The organism is uncultured Tyzzerella sp., assembly GCF_963558545.1.
Classification (GTDB): domain Bacteria; phylum Bacillota; class Clostridia; order Lachnospirales; family CAG-274; genus Tyzzerella.
This window is the reverse complement of the sequence record NZ_CAUWHO010000051.1, coordinates 1-14,454: the sequence shown is the minus strand read 5'-3', so window position 1 is coordinate 14,454 and position 14,454 is coordinate 1. Positions and strand designations below refer to the sequence as shown.

Annotated in this window: 18 protein-coding genes; 10 read left to right on the top strand and 8 right to left on the bottom strand. The window is 22.7% G+C overall.

The window, feature by feature from the left end:
* A partial coding sequence (locus R5Z65_RS10235) for a sporulation transcriptional regulator SpoIIID (RefSeq protein WP_369124033.1) occupies nucleotides 1-72 on the top strand: 72 nt, incomplete at its 5' end.
* A 301-nt stretch (nucleotides 73-373) separates the two neighbouring features.
* Here R5Z65_RS10235 and R5Z65_RS08220 read toward each other — a convergent pair.
* Nucleotides 374-592, bottom strand: a complete 219-nt coding sequence (locus R5Z65_RS08220) for a hypothetical protein (RefSeq protein ID WP_317368431.1) — start codon at nucleotides 590-592, stop codon at nucleotides 374-376.
* 134 nt (nucleotides 593-726) lie between these two features.
* Here R5Z65_RS08220 and R5Z65_RS08215 point away from each other — a divergent pair, with 134 nt between their 5' ends.
* The 3 genes from R5Z65_RS08215 to R5Z65_RS08205 all read left to right on the top strand — a co-directional run bounded on the left by R5Z65_RS08215 (nucleotide 727) and on the right by R5Z65_RS08205 (nucleotide 2,149).
* Nucleotides 727-1,194, top strand: a complete 468-nt coding sequence (locus tag R5Z65_RS08215) for an NUDIX domain-containing protein (RefSeq protein WP_317368430.1) — start codon at nucleotides 727-729, stop codon at nucleotides 1,192-1,194.
* A 411-nt stretch (nucleotides 1,195-1,605) separates the two neighbouring features.
* The gene (locus R5Z65_RS08210; RefSeq protein ID WP_317368428.1) at nucleotides 1,606-1,884 is read left to right on the top strand and encodes a type II toxin-antitoxin system RelB/DinJ family antitoxin; all 279 of its coding nucleotides are present in this window, start codon (nucleotides 1,606-1,608) and stop codon (nucleotides 1,882-1,884) included.
* On the top strand, nucleotides 1,877-2,149 hold the full coding sequence (locus R5Z65_RS08205) for a type II toxin-antitoxin system YafQ family toxin (protein WP_317368427.1): 273 nt from the start codon (nucleotides 1,877-1,879) through the stop codon (nucleotides 2,147-2,149). The genes R5Z65_RS08210 and R5Z65_RS08205 overlap by 8 nt, the downstream gene beginning before the upstream one ends.
* A 139-nt stretch (nucleotides 2,150-2,288) precedes the next feature.
* Here R5Z65_RS08205 and R5Z65_RS08200 read toward each other — a convergent pair whose 3' ends face one another.
* Together R5Z65_RS08200 and R5Z65_RS08195 are read right to left on the bottom strand one after the other, a co-directional pair.
* Nucleotides 2,289-3,662, bottom strand: a complete 1,374-nt coding sequence (locus R5Z65_RS08200; protein WP_317368424.1) for a reverse transcriptase/maturase family protein — start codon at nucleotides 3,660-3,662, stop codon at nucleotides 2,289-2,291.
* A 595-nt stretch (nucleotides 3,663-4,257) separates the two neighbouring features.
* Nucleotides 4,258-4,569, bottom strand: a complete 312-nt coding sequence (locus tag R5Z65_RS08195) for a helix-turn-helix transcriptional regulator (RefSeq protein WP_317368423.1) — start codon at nucleotides 4,567-4,569, stop codon at nucleotides 4,258-4,260.
* Between the two features lie 107 nt (nucleotides 4,570-4,676).
* On the opposite strand from R5Z65_RS08195, the gene R5Z65_RS08190 reads away from it, so the two are divergent.
* Complete coding sequence (locus R5Z65_RS08190) at nucleotides 4,677-5,210, top strand: SLOG family protein (protein ID WP_317368422.1); 534 nt, start codon at nucleotides 4,677-4,679, stop codon at nucleotides 5,208-5,210.
* 14 nt (nucleotides 5,211-5,224) lie between these two features.
* Here the strand turns inward: R5Z65_RS08190 and R5Z65_RS08185 are convergent, their stop codons facing one another.
* A complete protein-coding gene (locus R5Z65_RS08185; protein WP_317368420.1) occupies nucleotides 5,225-6,313 on the bottom strand; it encodes a DUF6076 domain-containing protein in 1,089 nt (362 codons plus the stop codon).
* Between the two features lie 126 nt (nucleotides 6,314-6,439).
* On the opposite strand from R5Z65_RS08185, the gene R5Z65_RS08180 reads away from it, so the two are divergent.
* The 3 genes from R5Z65_RS08180 (at nucleotide 6,440) to R5Z65_RS08170 (ending at nucleotide 8,041) form a co-directional block, all read left to right on the top strand.
* Nucleotides 6,440-7,387 carry an AAA family ATPase gene (locus tag R5Z65_RS08180; RefSeq protein ID WP_317368418.1) on the top strand — a complete coding sequence of 316 codons (948 nt, stop codon included), beginning with the start codon at nucleotides 6,440-6,442 and terminating at the stop codon, nucleotides 7,385-7,387.
* Nucleotides 7,356-7,829, top strand: coding sequence for a hypothetical protein (locus R5Z65_RS08175; protein ID WP_317368417.1), 474 nt, complete (start codon nucleotides 7,356-7,358; stop codon nucleotides 7,827-7,829). Before R5Z65_RS08180 ends, R5Z65_RS08175 begins: the two co-directional genes overlap by 32 nt.
* Before the next feature lie 80 nt (nucleotides 7,830-7,909).
* On the top strand, nucleotides 7,910-8,041 hold the full coding sequence (locus R5Z65_RS08170; protein ID WP_317368415.1) for a hypothetical protein: 132 nt from the start codon (nucleotides 7,910-7,912) through the stop codon (nucleotides 8,039-8,041).
* 223 nt (nucleotides 8,042-8,264) lie between these two features.
* Here R5Z65_RS08170 and R5Z65_RS10230 read toward each other — a convergent pair whose 3' ends face one another.
* Nucleotides 8,265-8,420: an Abi family protein gene (locus R5Z65_RS10230; RefSeq protein ID WP_369124032.1), complete on the bottom strand. Its 156-nt coding sequence runs from the start codon at nucleotides 8,418-8,420 to the stop codon at nucleotides 8,265-8,267.
* Nucleotides 8,421-8,823: 403 nt separating this feature from the next.
* Here R5Z65_RS10230 and R5Z65_RS08165 point away from each other — a divergent pair, with 403 nt between their 5' ends.
* Nucleotides 8,824-8,994, top strand: coding sequence for a hypothetical protein (locus R5Z65_RS08165; protein ID WP_317368414.1), 171 nt, complete (start codon nucleotides 8,824-8,826; stop codon nucleotides 8,992-8,994).
* A 305-nt stretch (nucleotides 8,995-9,299) separates the two neighbouring features.
* Nucleotides 9,300-9,737, top strand: coding sequence for a hypothetical protein (locus R5Z65_RS08160; protein ID WP_317368413.1), 438 nt, complete (start codon nucleotides 9,300-9,302; stop codon nucleotides 9,735-9,737).
* Nucleotides 9,738-10,334: 597 nt separating this feature from the next.
* Here R5Z65_RS08160 and R5Z65_RS08155 read toward each other — a convergent pair.
* The 3 genes from R5Z65_RS08155 to R5Z65_RS08145 form a co-directional block, all read right to left on the bottom strand.
* Nucleotides 10,335-11,414, bottom strand: a complete 1,080-nt coding sequence (locus R5Z65_RS08155) for a restriction endonuclease subunit S (protein WP_317368412.1) — start codon at nucleotides 11,412-11,414, stop codon at nucleotides 10,335-10,337.
* Nucleotides 11,407-13,842 (bottom strand): N-6 DNA methylase, encoded by a 2,436-nt coding sequence (locus R5Z65_RS08150; protein ID WP_317368410.1) that lies wholly within the window; start codon nucleotides 13,840-13,842, stop codon nucleotides 11,407-11,409. Before R5Z65_RS08150 ends, R5Z65_RS08155 begins: the two co-directional genes overlap by 8 nt.
* A 137-nt stretch (nucleotides 13,843-13,979) precedes the next feature.
* Entirely contained in the window at nucleotides 13,980-14,117 is a 138-nt protein-coding gene (locus tag R5Z65_RS08145) for a winged helix-turn-helix domain-containing protein (RefSeq protein ID WP_317368433.1), read from the bottom strand.
* Nucleotides 14,118-14,454 lie beyond the last annotated feature (337 nt).

Below are 14,454 nucleotides of genomic sequence, written 5' to 3'. Positions count from 1 at the left end.
GCTACTGTTAGAGAAACTGCTAAAAAGTTTGGCATTAGTAAAAGTACTGTACATATGGTTGTAATAAAATAGAATGTTTTTGGCAAGTGAAAAGTTAGTAAATAACACCTATTCAATAGGTGTTATTTACATTAGTGCATAATACTTTTTAAATATTTTTTATATTTTCTTTTCGATTAATAATAAAAATTTTAAAATCTTTAATATCTAATCTAATATTATTTGATAAATATAAGTCTTCGTTAGTTTTAATATATTTATTTACTCAATATATTAAAGACATATCATTTTTAGACGCATTTAATCTTCCATTTAATAGTTGTAAATTTGCAATACCATTCCAATTTTTAGATTGTAATGTAAATGCTCTATCTTATTCGGGTATATCTTTAAGTCTTCCTTTATCTTTAAAAATTATTGAAGAATGTAAATTGTCTTGATGAAAATCTTTATTATCATAATTTAAATGTGGATATAATAAATATAAGATACACACAGCTTCATGACTATATTTTTCTGATTTTAATATAGCATATATAAATTCATCATCAAAATTATAGTTTTTTGTAGAAGTATCTTTACATATATCCATAAGTAATTTATACTGAAGATATAATAGAAAATTCTAATGTTATTTTAGAGAAGTTGTTAAAAAACTGTGATTTTTGCTAAATTATGGATATGCAACAAGTTAAGAAGAATTATTTGAAATTATAGGAGGTTGTTTTGAGTAATAAAGATATAAATGTGGATATTAATGGTGTTATTGTAAGTGTTAGAAGTTGTGGAATAATATATAATGATGATAAAGTATTACTTCATAAAAAAGAATATGATGATTTTTATGCTTTAGTTGGTGGTAGAGTAAAAGCAAATGAGTCAACTGTAATAGCAGTAAAAAGGGAGTTTTATGAAGAATTAAATATTAATGTTGATATTATTAATCTATTATATTGTGTAGAAAATTTTTTTGAATACGGAGGAAAAAAGCATCATGAATTAATGTTTGTTTATTTACTTAAGACTGATGATATTATTCCTAGTGGAAGTTTTATAAAAGATGAAAATTTCTTTTGTTGGGTTGATAAAAATGAGTTTAATAGTATAAAAATTAAACCTGATATATTTGCTAATTGGGAAGAACTGTTTTCATTAAAATCAAAACATATAATTAATATTGAGAGAGTTAAGTGATGAAGCTAGATATATTTAATAGTAATTCTAGATGTGATATTTATTCAATTAATATTTTCTATAAAAAATTTGTAATAAAATTATATTCAGGAATAAATTTTAATAATACATTAAAAGAACAACAAAAAACAAAAACAGTATAGTAAAATATTTATAAAACCTAAAATTATTATTTTAGAGTTTATACCATTTTACTTATATATCCATATAAATTTATAAATGAATTTAAATTTAGTGAAGATTTTCTTTATATTTAATTTTACAATGCTTTTAAGTAGTAATATATATAATAAATTTATATTATTTAATTTTTCTAGGTATAATAGTTTTGGGTTGTTCTATACCAATTATATTTTTAATATTAATTATATAATATAGATATATATTATAATATTAATTAGAGGTGATTTTATGGCACAAACAAATATAAATATAAGAATGGACGAAAATTTGAAAAAACAATTTGAGTTATTTTGTAATGAACTTGGTTTAACTATGACAACAGCATTTAATATTTTTGCTAAAACAGTTGTTATACAACAAAAAATACCTTTTGAATTATCATTAAATACAAATAATATAGAAACATTAGAAGCAATTGAAGAAGTTAAACAACTTAAAAATAATCCTAATAAAAAAGTATATTCAAGTTTTGGAGAATTATTAAAGGAAGTAGAAGAAGATGTATAATATAGTTGCTACTAATAAATTTAAAAAAGATTTAAAACTAGCTATAAAAAGAGGATATAATATAAGTTTACTTAATGATATAGTAGAAAAATTAGCAAAAGGTGAAAAATTACCAGATAAAAATAAAGACCATAATTTAATTGGTAATTATTTGGGTTGTAGAGAATGTCATATAACTCCAGATTGGTTATTAATTTATGAAATATGTGATAATGAGCTTATTTTATATTTGACAAGAACAGGTACACATAGTGATTTGTTTTAATAAAATATTTTAAAAATATATATTTTTTTAAAATAAACATAATATAAATATGTATATTTATAATAAATAAAGGTTAACTCAAATATTATTGTATAGTAATTTAAGTTAACCTCTTATATTTTGCATTTATAAAATATAGTTAAATACCAAATTTTTGTCTTTTTCTACGTATTTTTAGTAAATGTCTATTGGTTGATGTAGTTATTAAATAGTCATTACCAAATATTTTTTTAGCTCTATTTACATAAGTTAAAAAATTACCTTTACTATTAGGATATTTTGGATTTCTAACATGTTTTATACCTTTTTGAGTATAATCTATATATAAGTTTCTGCAACTTATTTTTTTTCCTAGTCTAGATTTACCTTGACATCTTATTATATGATTTAGTTTTCTATACATTTTTGTATAATATTTTGAAATAGTTTTGTCTCTAAAAGTAACTTTTTTACCATCAAAGACAAATCCTAAATAATCAATTTTATTACTATTTTCTTTAATATTAATATAATATAAATTTGTACAATTTTTTATAGTATTATTACAAAAAGTATAAATTTGAGTTTTTTCTTCTTGTAATTTTAAATTTGGGATAGTTTCTAATTGTTTATTTATATAGGAGCGAACATCATTTATATTATTATTTTTAGGAAATATAATAATAAAATCATCACTATACCTTAAATATAAACCATTTAAACTTGAAATATATGTATTTATAGATTTATCAAAATTTATCATGTACACATTTGATAAAACACCACTAATAGCAGAACCTTGAGGAATACCATATTTCTTCTTATTTGGTATAATATATTTCTTTTTTAAAGCTTTAAATTTACTTCTAGATAAAGCTATATCTAATTTATTAAATTCTTTTATATCATTAAAATTATATTTCATGTTATTTAATTCTAATAAATCTTCTAATCTCCAATAAGAATATTTAGTTATATTTTTAAAAATAGCATACCAATCATTAGATAATGTATTAACATTTAAAACTTCTTTAATACATTTCTTTAAATAATTATGTTCCAAGTTATCAAAAAAATTAGAAAAATCACCAACTATAATATTACAATCAGATTTTTTTATAAAATCAAAAGCATTTTTAGCAAAATAAATATTATTATTATTTTTTTTATCTTTATTAGTTATATATGCCAATACACAATTATCAATATTATTTTCTTTGCTATAAGAATTATAACTTAAATTTAATAACGCACTATAATATTTATAAATACATTTATCAATATGAGATGAGTAACATATAGGTCTAGTTTTAGGTTTAGGTTTTTCTTTTATGCCTTGCTTATATTTTAAGTAATTTTTTCTAGAAAATTTTCTTATTTCTTGTTCATAGTATATAAAAGGATAAAAACTATGTTTTGATATATTATCAGGATTAATAATATAATTAAAACATTTACATATGGAAGTTCGTTTATCAAAATGTGTATACTTTGATAAAGTATTATTATTCTTTTTCCATTCTATCCAATTCATAAAAATCTCCTTAAAATAGCATAAACCTGTCAACAGGGAGGACAGCGTTCCTAATGTTGACAGGTATATACAAAAACTTAATATTAATATTTTTTAATATCAATATTAGCTGTCCAAAATTTGCAATTATAAATTATGCTATAATAGAAATAGCATATCTATTGGAGGTGATTATCATAATAACTTTAGGATACAATATAATATCTATTGAAGACATAATAAGTTCTATAGTTATTAATCTTATTCAAGCCTTGCTAAATAAATATATTCAACAGGTCTTGACATCAATCCTCTACCTTTATACCTTATATTGTATAAAGTAAACTTATAAGAAAACTATTTGTTAACTTATATTATTAATTATATATATTTTTACAATATATGTCAATATTTATTATGTTTGTATACTTTAGGCAGGAATAGTGAAATGTCCCATTTCACCGTAAACAGCTTAAAACCAAAGGCTTTAACGACATTTCAAGAAAAAGCTTCCGAACAAAAAACATTTTTTCCGTTAAAAAGAATGTTTCTAAATATATAGACTAATATAAAAAGTGTGAATAGGATATTTCACACTTTTTTGTCTTAAAATAATTTATTTATTATTCATTAATTTAATTATTTTTAAAATAGCATCTGATTTTTCATCATCAAGTAATCTAATATTTTGAATAAGATCTGTTTCAAATTTATTTAAGGAAACAACATTGTTATTTTCATTAAAAAATTCCGAAAGATTTGTACCAAGAGCAGATAAAAGTTTTTCTAAAATTAAAACAGAAGGTTGAGTAACACCTTTTTCAATATTGTGAATATGGTTTTCTGAAATATCAGTTAATTTTGATAATTTATATACACTAATTTTTTTAGTTTCTCTTATAAAATTTAATTTTGAGCCTATATTCATAAAAACACCCCTTTACATTATTAATATTATGTACTATAATTAAATTAAAGTTAATACAATAATAATTGTATTTATTAATAATTTATAATTATGTAAAGGAGAATTTTATGGAAAAGATTTGTTCGATTACAGGACATAGACCTAATAAATTTCATTTTAAAAATAACGAAAATCATATAGACTGTATTAGACTAAAGTATTTACTTATAGAACAAATTATAAAATTGTATTTAGATGGTAATAAAATTTTTTTAACAGGTTGTGCAATAGGTATAGATATTTGGTTGAGAGAAATTATTTTGAATTTAAAGGAAAAACATAATGATATAAAACTATATTGCATAATACCTTTTGAAAATCAAATGGAAAGATGGAATGATAATTATAAGTTTAGGTATAATAATTTAATTAATAACTGTACAGGTAAAATAGTTTTACAAAAAAATTTTTCAAAAGATTGTTACTTAAAAAGAAATAAATTTTTAGTAGACAAATGTACTACATTAGTAGGTATATATAATGGTATTGATAAACATAGTGGAACATATTCTACTTTAAACTATGCTTTAAAAGAAAATAAAAATATAATATATATTAACAGTAATAGTTTTGAGGTTACTGAAGTCAGAACATATATATAATAAAAAGCCTATCTTTAATTAGTAGGCTTTATTTTATCACTATTTAAAAATATTAAAAATTCATCAAATGAAATTTCATTATTTATACACTTATTTCTTAAATTTTTAGCTTTTTCTGTCCAGTCAAAAAACTGTTTTTTATTAATAACATTTCTTCTTTGTTTAGAATACATTCTTCTATAGGCTTTTTCATATTGTATGTGTATAGGATTTTCTTTATTTTTTTCTATATATTTTAGTCTTGCACCTATTTGATTACAAGTTTTATTTTGATTTTTATAAATTCTATTACAATATAATGCATCATTTCTACCTAGTGGAATAAAATAATTATTGCATAGATTACACTTATTAATTTTAATATTATTTTTAACTACTTGAATTAATTCAAATCTAATTAAATCATCACTATTATAGAGTATAAATGTTTCTACTATTTCAACAGTTTTATTTTTAAATTCATTAATTATATTATCTTGATTTACATATTTTTTTATAAAAATTTTACTAGGTTCAAAAGCAGAAGTAAAATAATTTTCTGTATAATAAGGACTTTTTCCTAACAATTTTCTATTATAGTCTATTAAATATAATTTTTCCATAGGGTTTAAATCTTCAAATTTATTTTGTAAAAATTCTAATTCTTCAATTAATTTATTTTTGCTATTATTAATATCATTTAGAATAGCATCTAAAAAACTTAAGCAATCTAATTTTACATCATATAGACTATTGTAGGCATATTTATTTAAATTTAGTAATTTATATGTATCATATAGAGCTTGCGTTCTTTTAAGATAATTAAGAGCATCAAATATATTATTAATTAGTTTTTGTGTATAATAGTGTAAATATGGAGAATATTTATCAAAGTTATCAACTATTAATGATAAGTTTTTAAAATAATCATCAATATTAAATTTAGTTGATAATGTATAGTCAATCATTTTTATATATTCTTCTTTTAATCTATTTATATCTAAAGTTGTAAAATTTGTAATATGATAACCTAAAGGATAAATTATACCTGTTCTTTCTCCTATATTTGTTTTGTCAAAAAGAACATAAATATCTTTATTTTTAATATAAGCTTTACCTAACATTTTTACCTCCAATTTAGCAAAAATATATAATTAAAATATTTAATTTAGCTATAACTATACTAAAAATTATATAATAATATAGACAAAATGTAAATATTTACCTATACTAAAAAACGAGGTGATATAATGAATAATATAATAACAACTGAAAAAATATTTAGTAGTGAGTTTGAGCCTAGAAGATGGATAATAAATAAAATATTACCAACAGGATTATCTTTATTAACAGGTAAAGAAAAAATAGGAAAAAGTATGTTTGCATTATATTTATCTGTGAGAAAGAGTGTAGGATTTGATTTTTTAGAATTAAATACTGTATATGGAGAAGTTTTGTATGTAAATTTTAATGATAGTATAGGGCTTGTGCAAAAAAGATTGAAGAAAATGTTTGATATAAAAATAGGTATAATACATTTTTTAACAGACCCAAATTTAATATATGAAGATTTTATAACAACAATATCTAAAATTCTATTAGAAAATAGAAATATTAATTTTATTGTTATAGATAGTTTTGATAAAGTAATTAAATGTAATAAAAGTAAATATAAAATATTACATAATTTAAAAATTTTATCAGATGTTAAAAATATAGGTATATTTGTTATAAGTAATGATAATAGTATAAGTTGTTTTATGGATACAATATTTTATTTAAGTAAAAATACAGTAGACTTATATAGTCTAAAAATAATAGGTAAAGATATTCAAACCACAACTATAAACTTAAAGATAGATGAAAATTTAAGATTTATAAAAAATGAAAATATTACATATTTTGATAAAAATGAAGATGAAACTATATTAGCATTAAGTCAATTTATAAATAATGAAAATAAAAGCTTTAAAGGTACTTCTACAGATTTATTAAATGAGCTTTTAAAGATAAATAATAACTTAAAAACAAAAGTAAATATACTTACAAGGAAATTAAATTCATATAAAAGTATATTACAAGATAAATACAATATTTTATATGAAAATAGAAGAATTGACTTAAATAAAATAATAATATTAAACTATATAGAAAAAGGTGATATTAATGAAAGAAGAAATAGTTCAAATAACAGTTAAAGTAACAAAAGAAAAGTCAGAAATATTAAAAACTTTAAGTACAAAAAAACATATGTCTATGTCTGAATTAGTGAGAAGATTTATAGATAAAGGGCTAAATGTAGAAAGTTATAAAGAAGATGTTGATTTTTTTGCGGGTATAGTTAGAGCAGAGCTTACCTCTATATATAATATTAATGATATAAAACAAATTTTAGATATACAAACAAATAGACTTGCTAAAATGATTATGAAAATAGGCAAGATATCATCAGGGCAATTATTTTTACTTATAAATATGTTTTTAAGAATGATTGATATTAGTGATGAAGATAGATTTGATGAAATTTTAAGCCAGTCTATTTCAAATGGTATTGATTATATGCAAAAGAAAGATTTTGCTATTAATCCTTTTTTAGAAGATACAGAAAACTTAAAAAATATATCAAATAAATTAGATTAATATTTTTATAAATAGAGATAAGCATATTTAATCTTATACAAGCATAGTATAAATTAAATAATATAAAAGGGGGCTTATCTTTGGGGAATATAAAATTTATATTTCATAATCCTAATACTATAGAAGAAACTTATGAACAAATAGTACATATTTTAGTAGAAAATATTTTAAATAAAATAAATAATAAAGAGTTAGAAAGAGAAATAAGTTAATATATAAGGCTAGATATAATTTTATATCTAGCCTTTAGCAGAACTTTAAAATATTATACCAATTTTTTAGAAATCCCATATTTCTTAAAATTTTTGAAAAATTTGAACAGTTTTGTTCATATTGAAATTCATTATAGTTATAATTGTTTACATTTAAATATTCTTTTTGACTTTCTCCAAATTTTTCAAAAAAGAAATAAGAATAGTGTGATTTTATTTTTCTTTAAATTTTTAGAATATACTTTAAAAATAAATTTCCAAGTTCTTTATCTAATTTATATATATGGTAGATATCCTCAAATTTAACATTATTATATTCTTTTGTATTTTTATCTTTAAAACAGTCTTTATAACCAGATATTAAAGCATAGTAACTGATTTTTTTAGCATTTTAATGTAAAGGCTTTATCATTAATAATTAGACCTTTAGAGATTAATTTATTTATTTGTTCATCATAATTTAAAAAATTTTTACTCATAGGAATTACTTTTTATTAAAAGAAAAGACTCTTAAAAAGGAGCCTTTAAGGTTGTAGTCTAAATCAAAGATTACTACAACGTGATCATTAGTAGTAATTGTAGCATGAAAAATTTTTTATATCAACCACTACTTTTAACATTTATATTATCCAATAATAGATGTATATCATAAAACCCTTATTTTATCAGTAAAAATCAAGTTTTTCATGGGATTTATGTGTTTTTATCATTGAGAATATACTATAAAAATGTTATAATAATGGTGTATAAAATTAAACCAAATAAATATTTGAGGTGAAATTATGGCTGGAAAAGAACTTACACTTGAAGATTTTATGACATTTATTGATACTTTACCTTACAATGATTTTAGAAAAATAGTAGAATGCTATTTAAAAAATACTGGATCTGACTTTAAAAATGATATGGAAGTCATTACTACTATTGATTTTGAAAAGAGATTACAGAATTAAGTATAAATAATTATTGCCAGAAATGTCACTCTACTCATTTTAATAAGGTTGGTAAACGAAACCATATTCAAGTGTATTGCTGTAAAGATTGTTCTAACAAATTCACTACCTTTTCTGGAACTATACTTGAAAAAACAAGATGGCATTGGGATATATAGATTAAAGTGCTTGAAATGACAATTAACAGTTATTCTTTACCTGATATGATTAATGTTCTTTAAAAAGAATATGGATGTGCTGGAATTAACTATAAAATTGTATGAATATGGAGAATGAAACTGATCCATGCTCTTGCAAGTCTTCCTATGCCAAAATTAATAAGAATCATACAAGTAGATGAAACATTTATAAGGGAATCTCAAAAGGATAGCAGAAACCTTATATCAAAGATTAATAAATCAGAGAAAAGAAATCCAAGATATGGTAGAAGGCCATTAAAATTAGGTATTATGGGCCCCGAATTTGCTACTGTTGTTACTGCGATTGATAATAGAGATTACTGCGTATGTAAGGTTAGTAGCTTTGGTAAACTTACAAATGAATTATTTGTAGATTTGTTTGAAAGTCATCTGGTAAACCCAGCTTATTTATGTAGTGATGTCAATTATGTTTATGAGAATTACTGCAACCTTAAAAATATTGCACATTATGAAAAGCTTTCAAACTATTTAACGATTATTGAAAGAAATGGTTATGAAACTCCTGACTATTCTGATCCTGTAAAAGTAAAAGAGATTAAATGATATTAAAAAATTTATCTATGTTGATATGATAAATACATCAACAAAATATTTGCAGGACTACATTGGATTTTTTACATATATACGTAATTGGAAAGTGAAGAATAGTCATTATCCAACTTCGATAAAAGACACCGAAGAAATCTTTATTGATATATTGAAAACTTATTCCAATTATACTGTTGCTGATGTGAAATCACAAGAATTAGAATTACCGAAACATACAAGCTGTTATATTAAACTTCTGGAAGAATAAACTAATAAATCAAGGAAAGCTACATCAAACAAGTATTTTAAATTCAATGAAGAGGATGGCATTACTTCTTTCAATAAGAGAGAATACCTTTTAGACCAACCAAAAGCAAAGTTATACGCTATTGCAAAAGAATGTAAAATAACCCATTATAGAAAATTAGCTTTATGGTCATTAGTATCAAAGATATTAGAGCAGCCCAATATTAGTGATATTATTTATAAGTTGCTGGCAGAAGATAGAAGCTACAAGATAGATGATGAAGACCTACAAGCTATGAAAAGTGGAAAATATATATTATAAACAGAGAAAGACACACTGGAATCAAATCCGATGTGTCTTTTAAATTAAATAGGTATTTGTGACAGAATATTTTCAAGGTTATTTTTTATATTTGATAATTTGTCATAAAGTTCTATAATAGCATTTTGTTCCTCAATTGGCGGAAAAGGATAAGGAATTCTTATATTTTTCATAGCACTATTATATAGCATTGGTTGAGAATTTTTTTGAGAAACATTTTCTTTTATATATGGTTCCATTGTATAGAAAAACCATTTTAAATTAACTTTTTCAAGAAATTCTGGTTTTAATATGAGAACACCACAATGGTCATTTGGATAAAATTTATAGTTTCGGTAAAATAATTTTCCTGCATTTCCATCTTTTGACCAGGTTATGCATTCTTTTTCATCTATAATTTTATCTTTAAAATTGTTTTTTAACCAATTTTCATCACCATACCAAGCAATTCCATTATTTATAGTTTGAGAAGTAACACATGGCAAGGATCCTTTGTATTTATATATATCAGATTCAATAATTCTTGTACCCGTCTTTATTTCAAAAACATCTTCCATTTTGATTGTTTCAGCTTCCTTTGCAAAAATTGTTGTGTAGCTATATAATGTGTTAATCTTTTTAAGCTCTAAAAGTATATTTGTTCTAATCTGTTCTAGTTTTTTATATTTTTCTACAACGGCATTTTGTTCTTCAATTGAAGGTAGATAAATTTTAATTTTTTCTATTTGATTTGACATTAATTTAGGATTACTATTGACAGAGTTTCTTTCTTTTTTTGTTAGACAATTCAAAATAAGGCAAATATATTCTAAATTAATATTATAATTAAAATTTTTTTGCTTTAATTTTCCACAAACATTTGTATATAAATATTTGTTATTTCGAAAAAAGACTTTACCAGCATTCGCTCCATCAGTAGTCCATGTTAAAGTATTTGCTTCACCTTTTTTATTGGATTTATTATAGTATTTTTCAGTAACTGTACCAATGCAGCCATTATTTTCTGTTTGAGAAGAATATACTGGAATTCCGTTTTTTTCAAAATTTTGATAGATTTCTTCTTCAGAAATGACATTTCCTCTTGAAGTGTCAAAAATATCTCCAATTAATACTTTATTAGGCATTGTGAACACCTCCGAATAAATGTTTTAATTCATTCTCTATTTCGTTAACTTTAGTAGTTAATTCATCTAAAGTTATTGTTGTAATTTCTTTTTTTCTTAAGTATTTCTCCGGAATAAGTGGTAACAAAAATGTTGTTGTTTCTTGACTTAAATCATAATATTTATTATTTTCAGCATCATAATCTATTTGTAATGTTTCAAATATAGGAATCATTTCTTCTTTGAGTTGTCCATCTTCAAGATAATCTTCTTTTTTTACAGAATATCCCTTTTTGCCTAATTTTAACGAATCCGTCAATACGGAATAGTCTTCATCATTAAGTGCAGTTTGATTATTTGCTTCTAATTTTATTTTATTTATTACCTCTTTAGCTGTTAAAAGTTGATATTGTTCAGTTTTCTTTTCAGTAATGTCATGAATGGTAATAAAACCGCATTTCTTACCTTTAATTTCTTCGTTCCATTCGTTGAAATATGATTGTTTTTCGTCTTCTAATTTACATTCATATGCTTGCTCGATTTTTGAGGATTGCATTACTCCATCATAATCTATATATGGCTGTAATTCATCATGCAACCATTTTCCGTTACTATCTTTTAAAGCAGTTGGAAATCTTTTGTCTGAATTTGCGTATCCATCATTATCAACGATATAACACCATGTTCTTTCGTTTTTGGCAATTAATTGATCTATGTTATTTAATGGTTGATTTCTTTTTTCAATAAAAATAACATAAGTCTTCCATTTAGTATAAGGAGCAAAAGCAAATTTAGGCAATGAAATTATTGTTGTTAATTTACATTGTTTAAGCAAATATTCTCTAAAAGGAGCAAGTGTAGGTGCTTCTAATAATCCTTCAGGAACAATAATTGAAGCTCTACCACCTTTTTTAAGCATATAAATAATCTTAATAACAAAATTCAATTCCAAGCGTTTATTGTTATTTGATTTTAAAAACTCATCTGAACTATTTGGATCATTTAGTGCTATATCTCCTTTACCATAAGGAACATTGGTTAATATATAGTCAATATCTTTTTTTAGACCATTATTATTATCTTTATCAAGAAAAGGAGTTGTAAGAGTATTAAATCTTTGTATGTCAGAAAAACCGTCTCCTGCTAATGTCATATTTACTCTTGTTCTTCCAATACTATTTGCATTAATATCATAACCAATCATGATTTCACTGGCTAATCCAGTTAAGTCTAGACCAGGATGTTCTTTTTCACAATATTCTTTTATATATTTAAAACTTTCTGTGAGAAAACCACCAGTACCACAAGCAGGATCCCCAATAGTCTTTTTATATTCAACAATGTTTTGAATATCATCTTCAGAGAAAAACATTCTTACGATTGCTTGAATAATATGCCTTCTTGTAAAATATTCACCTAAAACAGATTTTGTTTTTTTACTCGCTAAACATTCGTAAACTTCACCAAACAAATCGATAGATAAATCTTTTTGTGGTATTGCTGTTAAATTGTTATGAATGTCCATCAATACAGATTTTTCAGGAGATATATCTTCTCCGTTTTCTCTTATGTCAATTGCATCTACTATATTTCTGAAATTAAATTTTAAATTATCATCTTTATCTATCATAACAAAGATATCTTCATATTTCTCTTTTAATGATTGAGATGCTTTTTTACCAATGATATTATCTATTTCCTTTTTAATATCATCAGGGTTATTAATACTTTCCCATGATATCTTCTGTTTTTCCATTATCATTTTTAAAGCTATAAAAGATACTGTGAAGTTAATAGATAAGTCATCATTGTTTTGAATTTCTGGAATCTGGCGATATAAAGTTTTAAGTTTATTAATTATGTTGTGAAAGTCTTTTTGTGTAAATTTTTTCTCTATCAGCTCTTCCAATACAAATTCATTAACATTAGGATTATTATAAATAAGCTCTAAAATATCTTTACCTATAAATTGATTTACAATTTTACCGTTAATAGAAAGAGGCAAGTATCCTTTTTCTGTTAATACTTTTACTTCTAATTTATGTGAAGGGGAATTACCAATAATAACTCTTACTGGTTTTTTAATAACATCCCCAACTTTTGCATAACATTCTGCTTGAGTAATTGCATTTTCTTTTGATGTAAAATTCTTATTTTCTATAATTAAAGAAACTTCCTCGTTGCCAAAGTAGTTATAAATCATAATATCTGGCTTACCAGAACCTGTTTCTCCGTGATATGTAGGAATATTATGATCAATTTTCTTATTTCCTGTCTTTTTACCTGTAACACAAGTTCCAAATATTGGTTTAAGTAAATCTTTAACAATATCATCTACATCTTCTTCTAAATTTTTATCAAAAATTTTTTTAGAATAATGTGCTGAATAAAAATCATTTAATGTTTTATCTAATGTGCTTTTTTTCATGAATACTTTCTTTTTAGGCATGAAATTTATCTCCTTTCTTACTTTATATCTTTATAGGTACTATGTTATTAAAAATAAAATATCTATATAGAGACTATGTTTTCTAAAATTTAATGATCCGTGGATAGCTAAATTTAAGTATTGTTTTTTTAAATGAGCTACAGAACCTTTAAGCCTTTTTCTGTTAAACCGTATTTACCTCGTTTGTTGTTATGAAGACAAAGGCATTCTTGTTCCATAAGCTCATTTATTATTTTATTAGCTTTTAATTTAGAGATATGAGCCATGTATACTATCTCTTGTTGTGAAAGTGTTACATAAAAAGAATCTTTTACTTTGACCTGGTGATCACAGAGTAGTTTTAATAGTCCATATCATTCATTAGCAAAGAATTCTAATGTGAACTCCATAACTCTAAACCTCATTTTTTTAAATATATTTAAATTATATAATATTAAAATGTGCAAAGTCAATATTTATAGTGTATTATATATTTATTTTATGGTATATATATTTTTTCTTAAATTATCAACGAGACATAAAAAATCAGGGAATAAATAGTTGATTTTAAGCAATAAATTCCCTGAAATCTTTACTCAATATATATAATATATATAATATATGTATTGAATA

Coding starts and splice junctions, on each gene's coding strand:
- R5Z65_RS08150 (WP_317368410.1), bottom strand. CDS start 13,842: ATGCCTAAAAAGAAAGTATTCATGAAAAAAAGCACATTAGATAAAACA.
- R5Z65_RS08175 (WP_317368417.1), top strand. CDS start 7,356: ATGAAAGAAGAAATAGTTCAAATAACAGTTAAAGTAACAAAAGAAAAG.
- R5Z65_RS08185 (WP_317368420.1), bottom strand. CDS start 6,313: ATGTTAGGTAAAGCTTATATTAAAAATAAAGATATTTATGTTCTTTTT.
- R5Z65_RS08160 (WP_317368413.1), top strand. CDS start 9,300: ATGCCAAAATTAATAAGAATCATACAAGTAGATGAAACATTTATAAGG.
- R5Z65_RS08210 (WP_317368428.1), top strand. CDS start 1,606: ATGGCACAAACAAATATAAATATAAGAATGGACGAAAATTTGAAAAAA.
- R5Z65_RS08190 (WP_317368422.1), top strand. CDS start 4,677: ATGGAAAAGATTTGTTCGATTACAGGACATAGACCTAATAAATTTCAT.
- R5Z65_RS08165 (WP_317368414.1), top strand. CDS start 8,824: ATGGCTGGAAAAGAACTTACACTTGAAGATTTTATGACATTTATTGAT.
- R5Z65_RS08220 (WP_317368431.1), bottom strand. CDS start 592: ATGGATATATGTAAAGATACTTCTACAAAAAACTATAATTTTGATGAT.
- R5Z65_RS08155 (WP_317368412.1), bottom strand. CDS start 11,414: ATGCCTAATAAAGTATTAATTGGAGATATTTTTGACACTTCAAGAGGA.
- R5Z65_RS08195 (WP_317368423.1), bottom strand. CDS start 4,569: ATGAATATAGGCTCAAAATTAAATTTTATAAGAGAAACTAAAAAAATT.
- R5Z65_RS08205 (WP_317368427.1), top strand. CDS start 1,877: ATGTATAATATAGTTGCTACTAATAAATTTAAAAAAGATTTAAAACTA.
- R5Z65_RS08200 (WP_317368424.1), bottom strand. CDS start 3,662: ATGAATTGGATAGAATGGAAAAAGAATAATAATACTTTATCAAAGTAT.
- R5Z65_RS08180 (WP_317368418.1), top strand. CDS start 6,440: ATGAATAATATAATAACAACTGAAAAAATATTTAGTAGTGAGTTTGAG.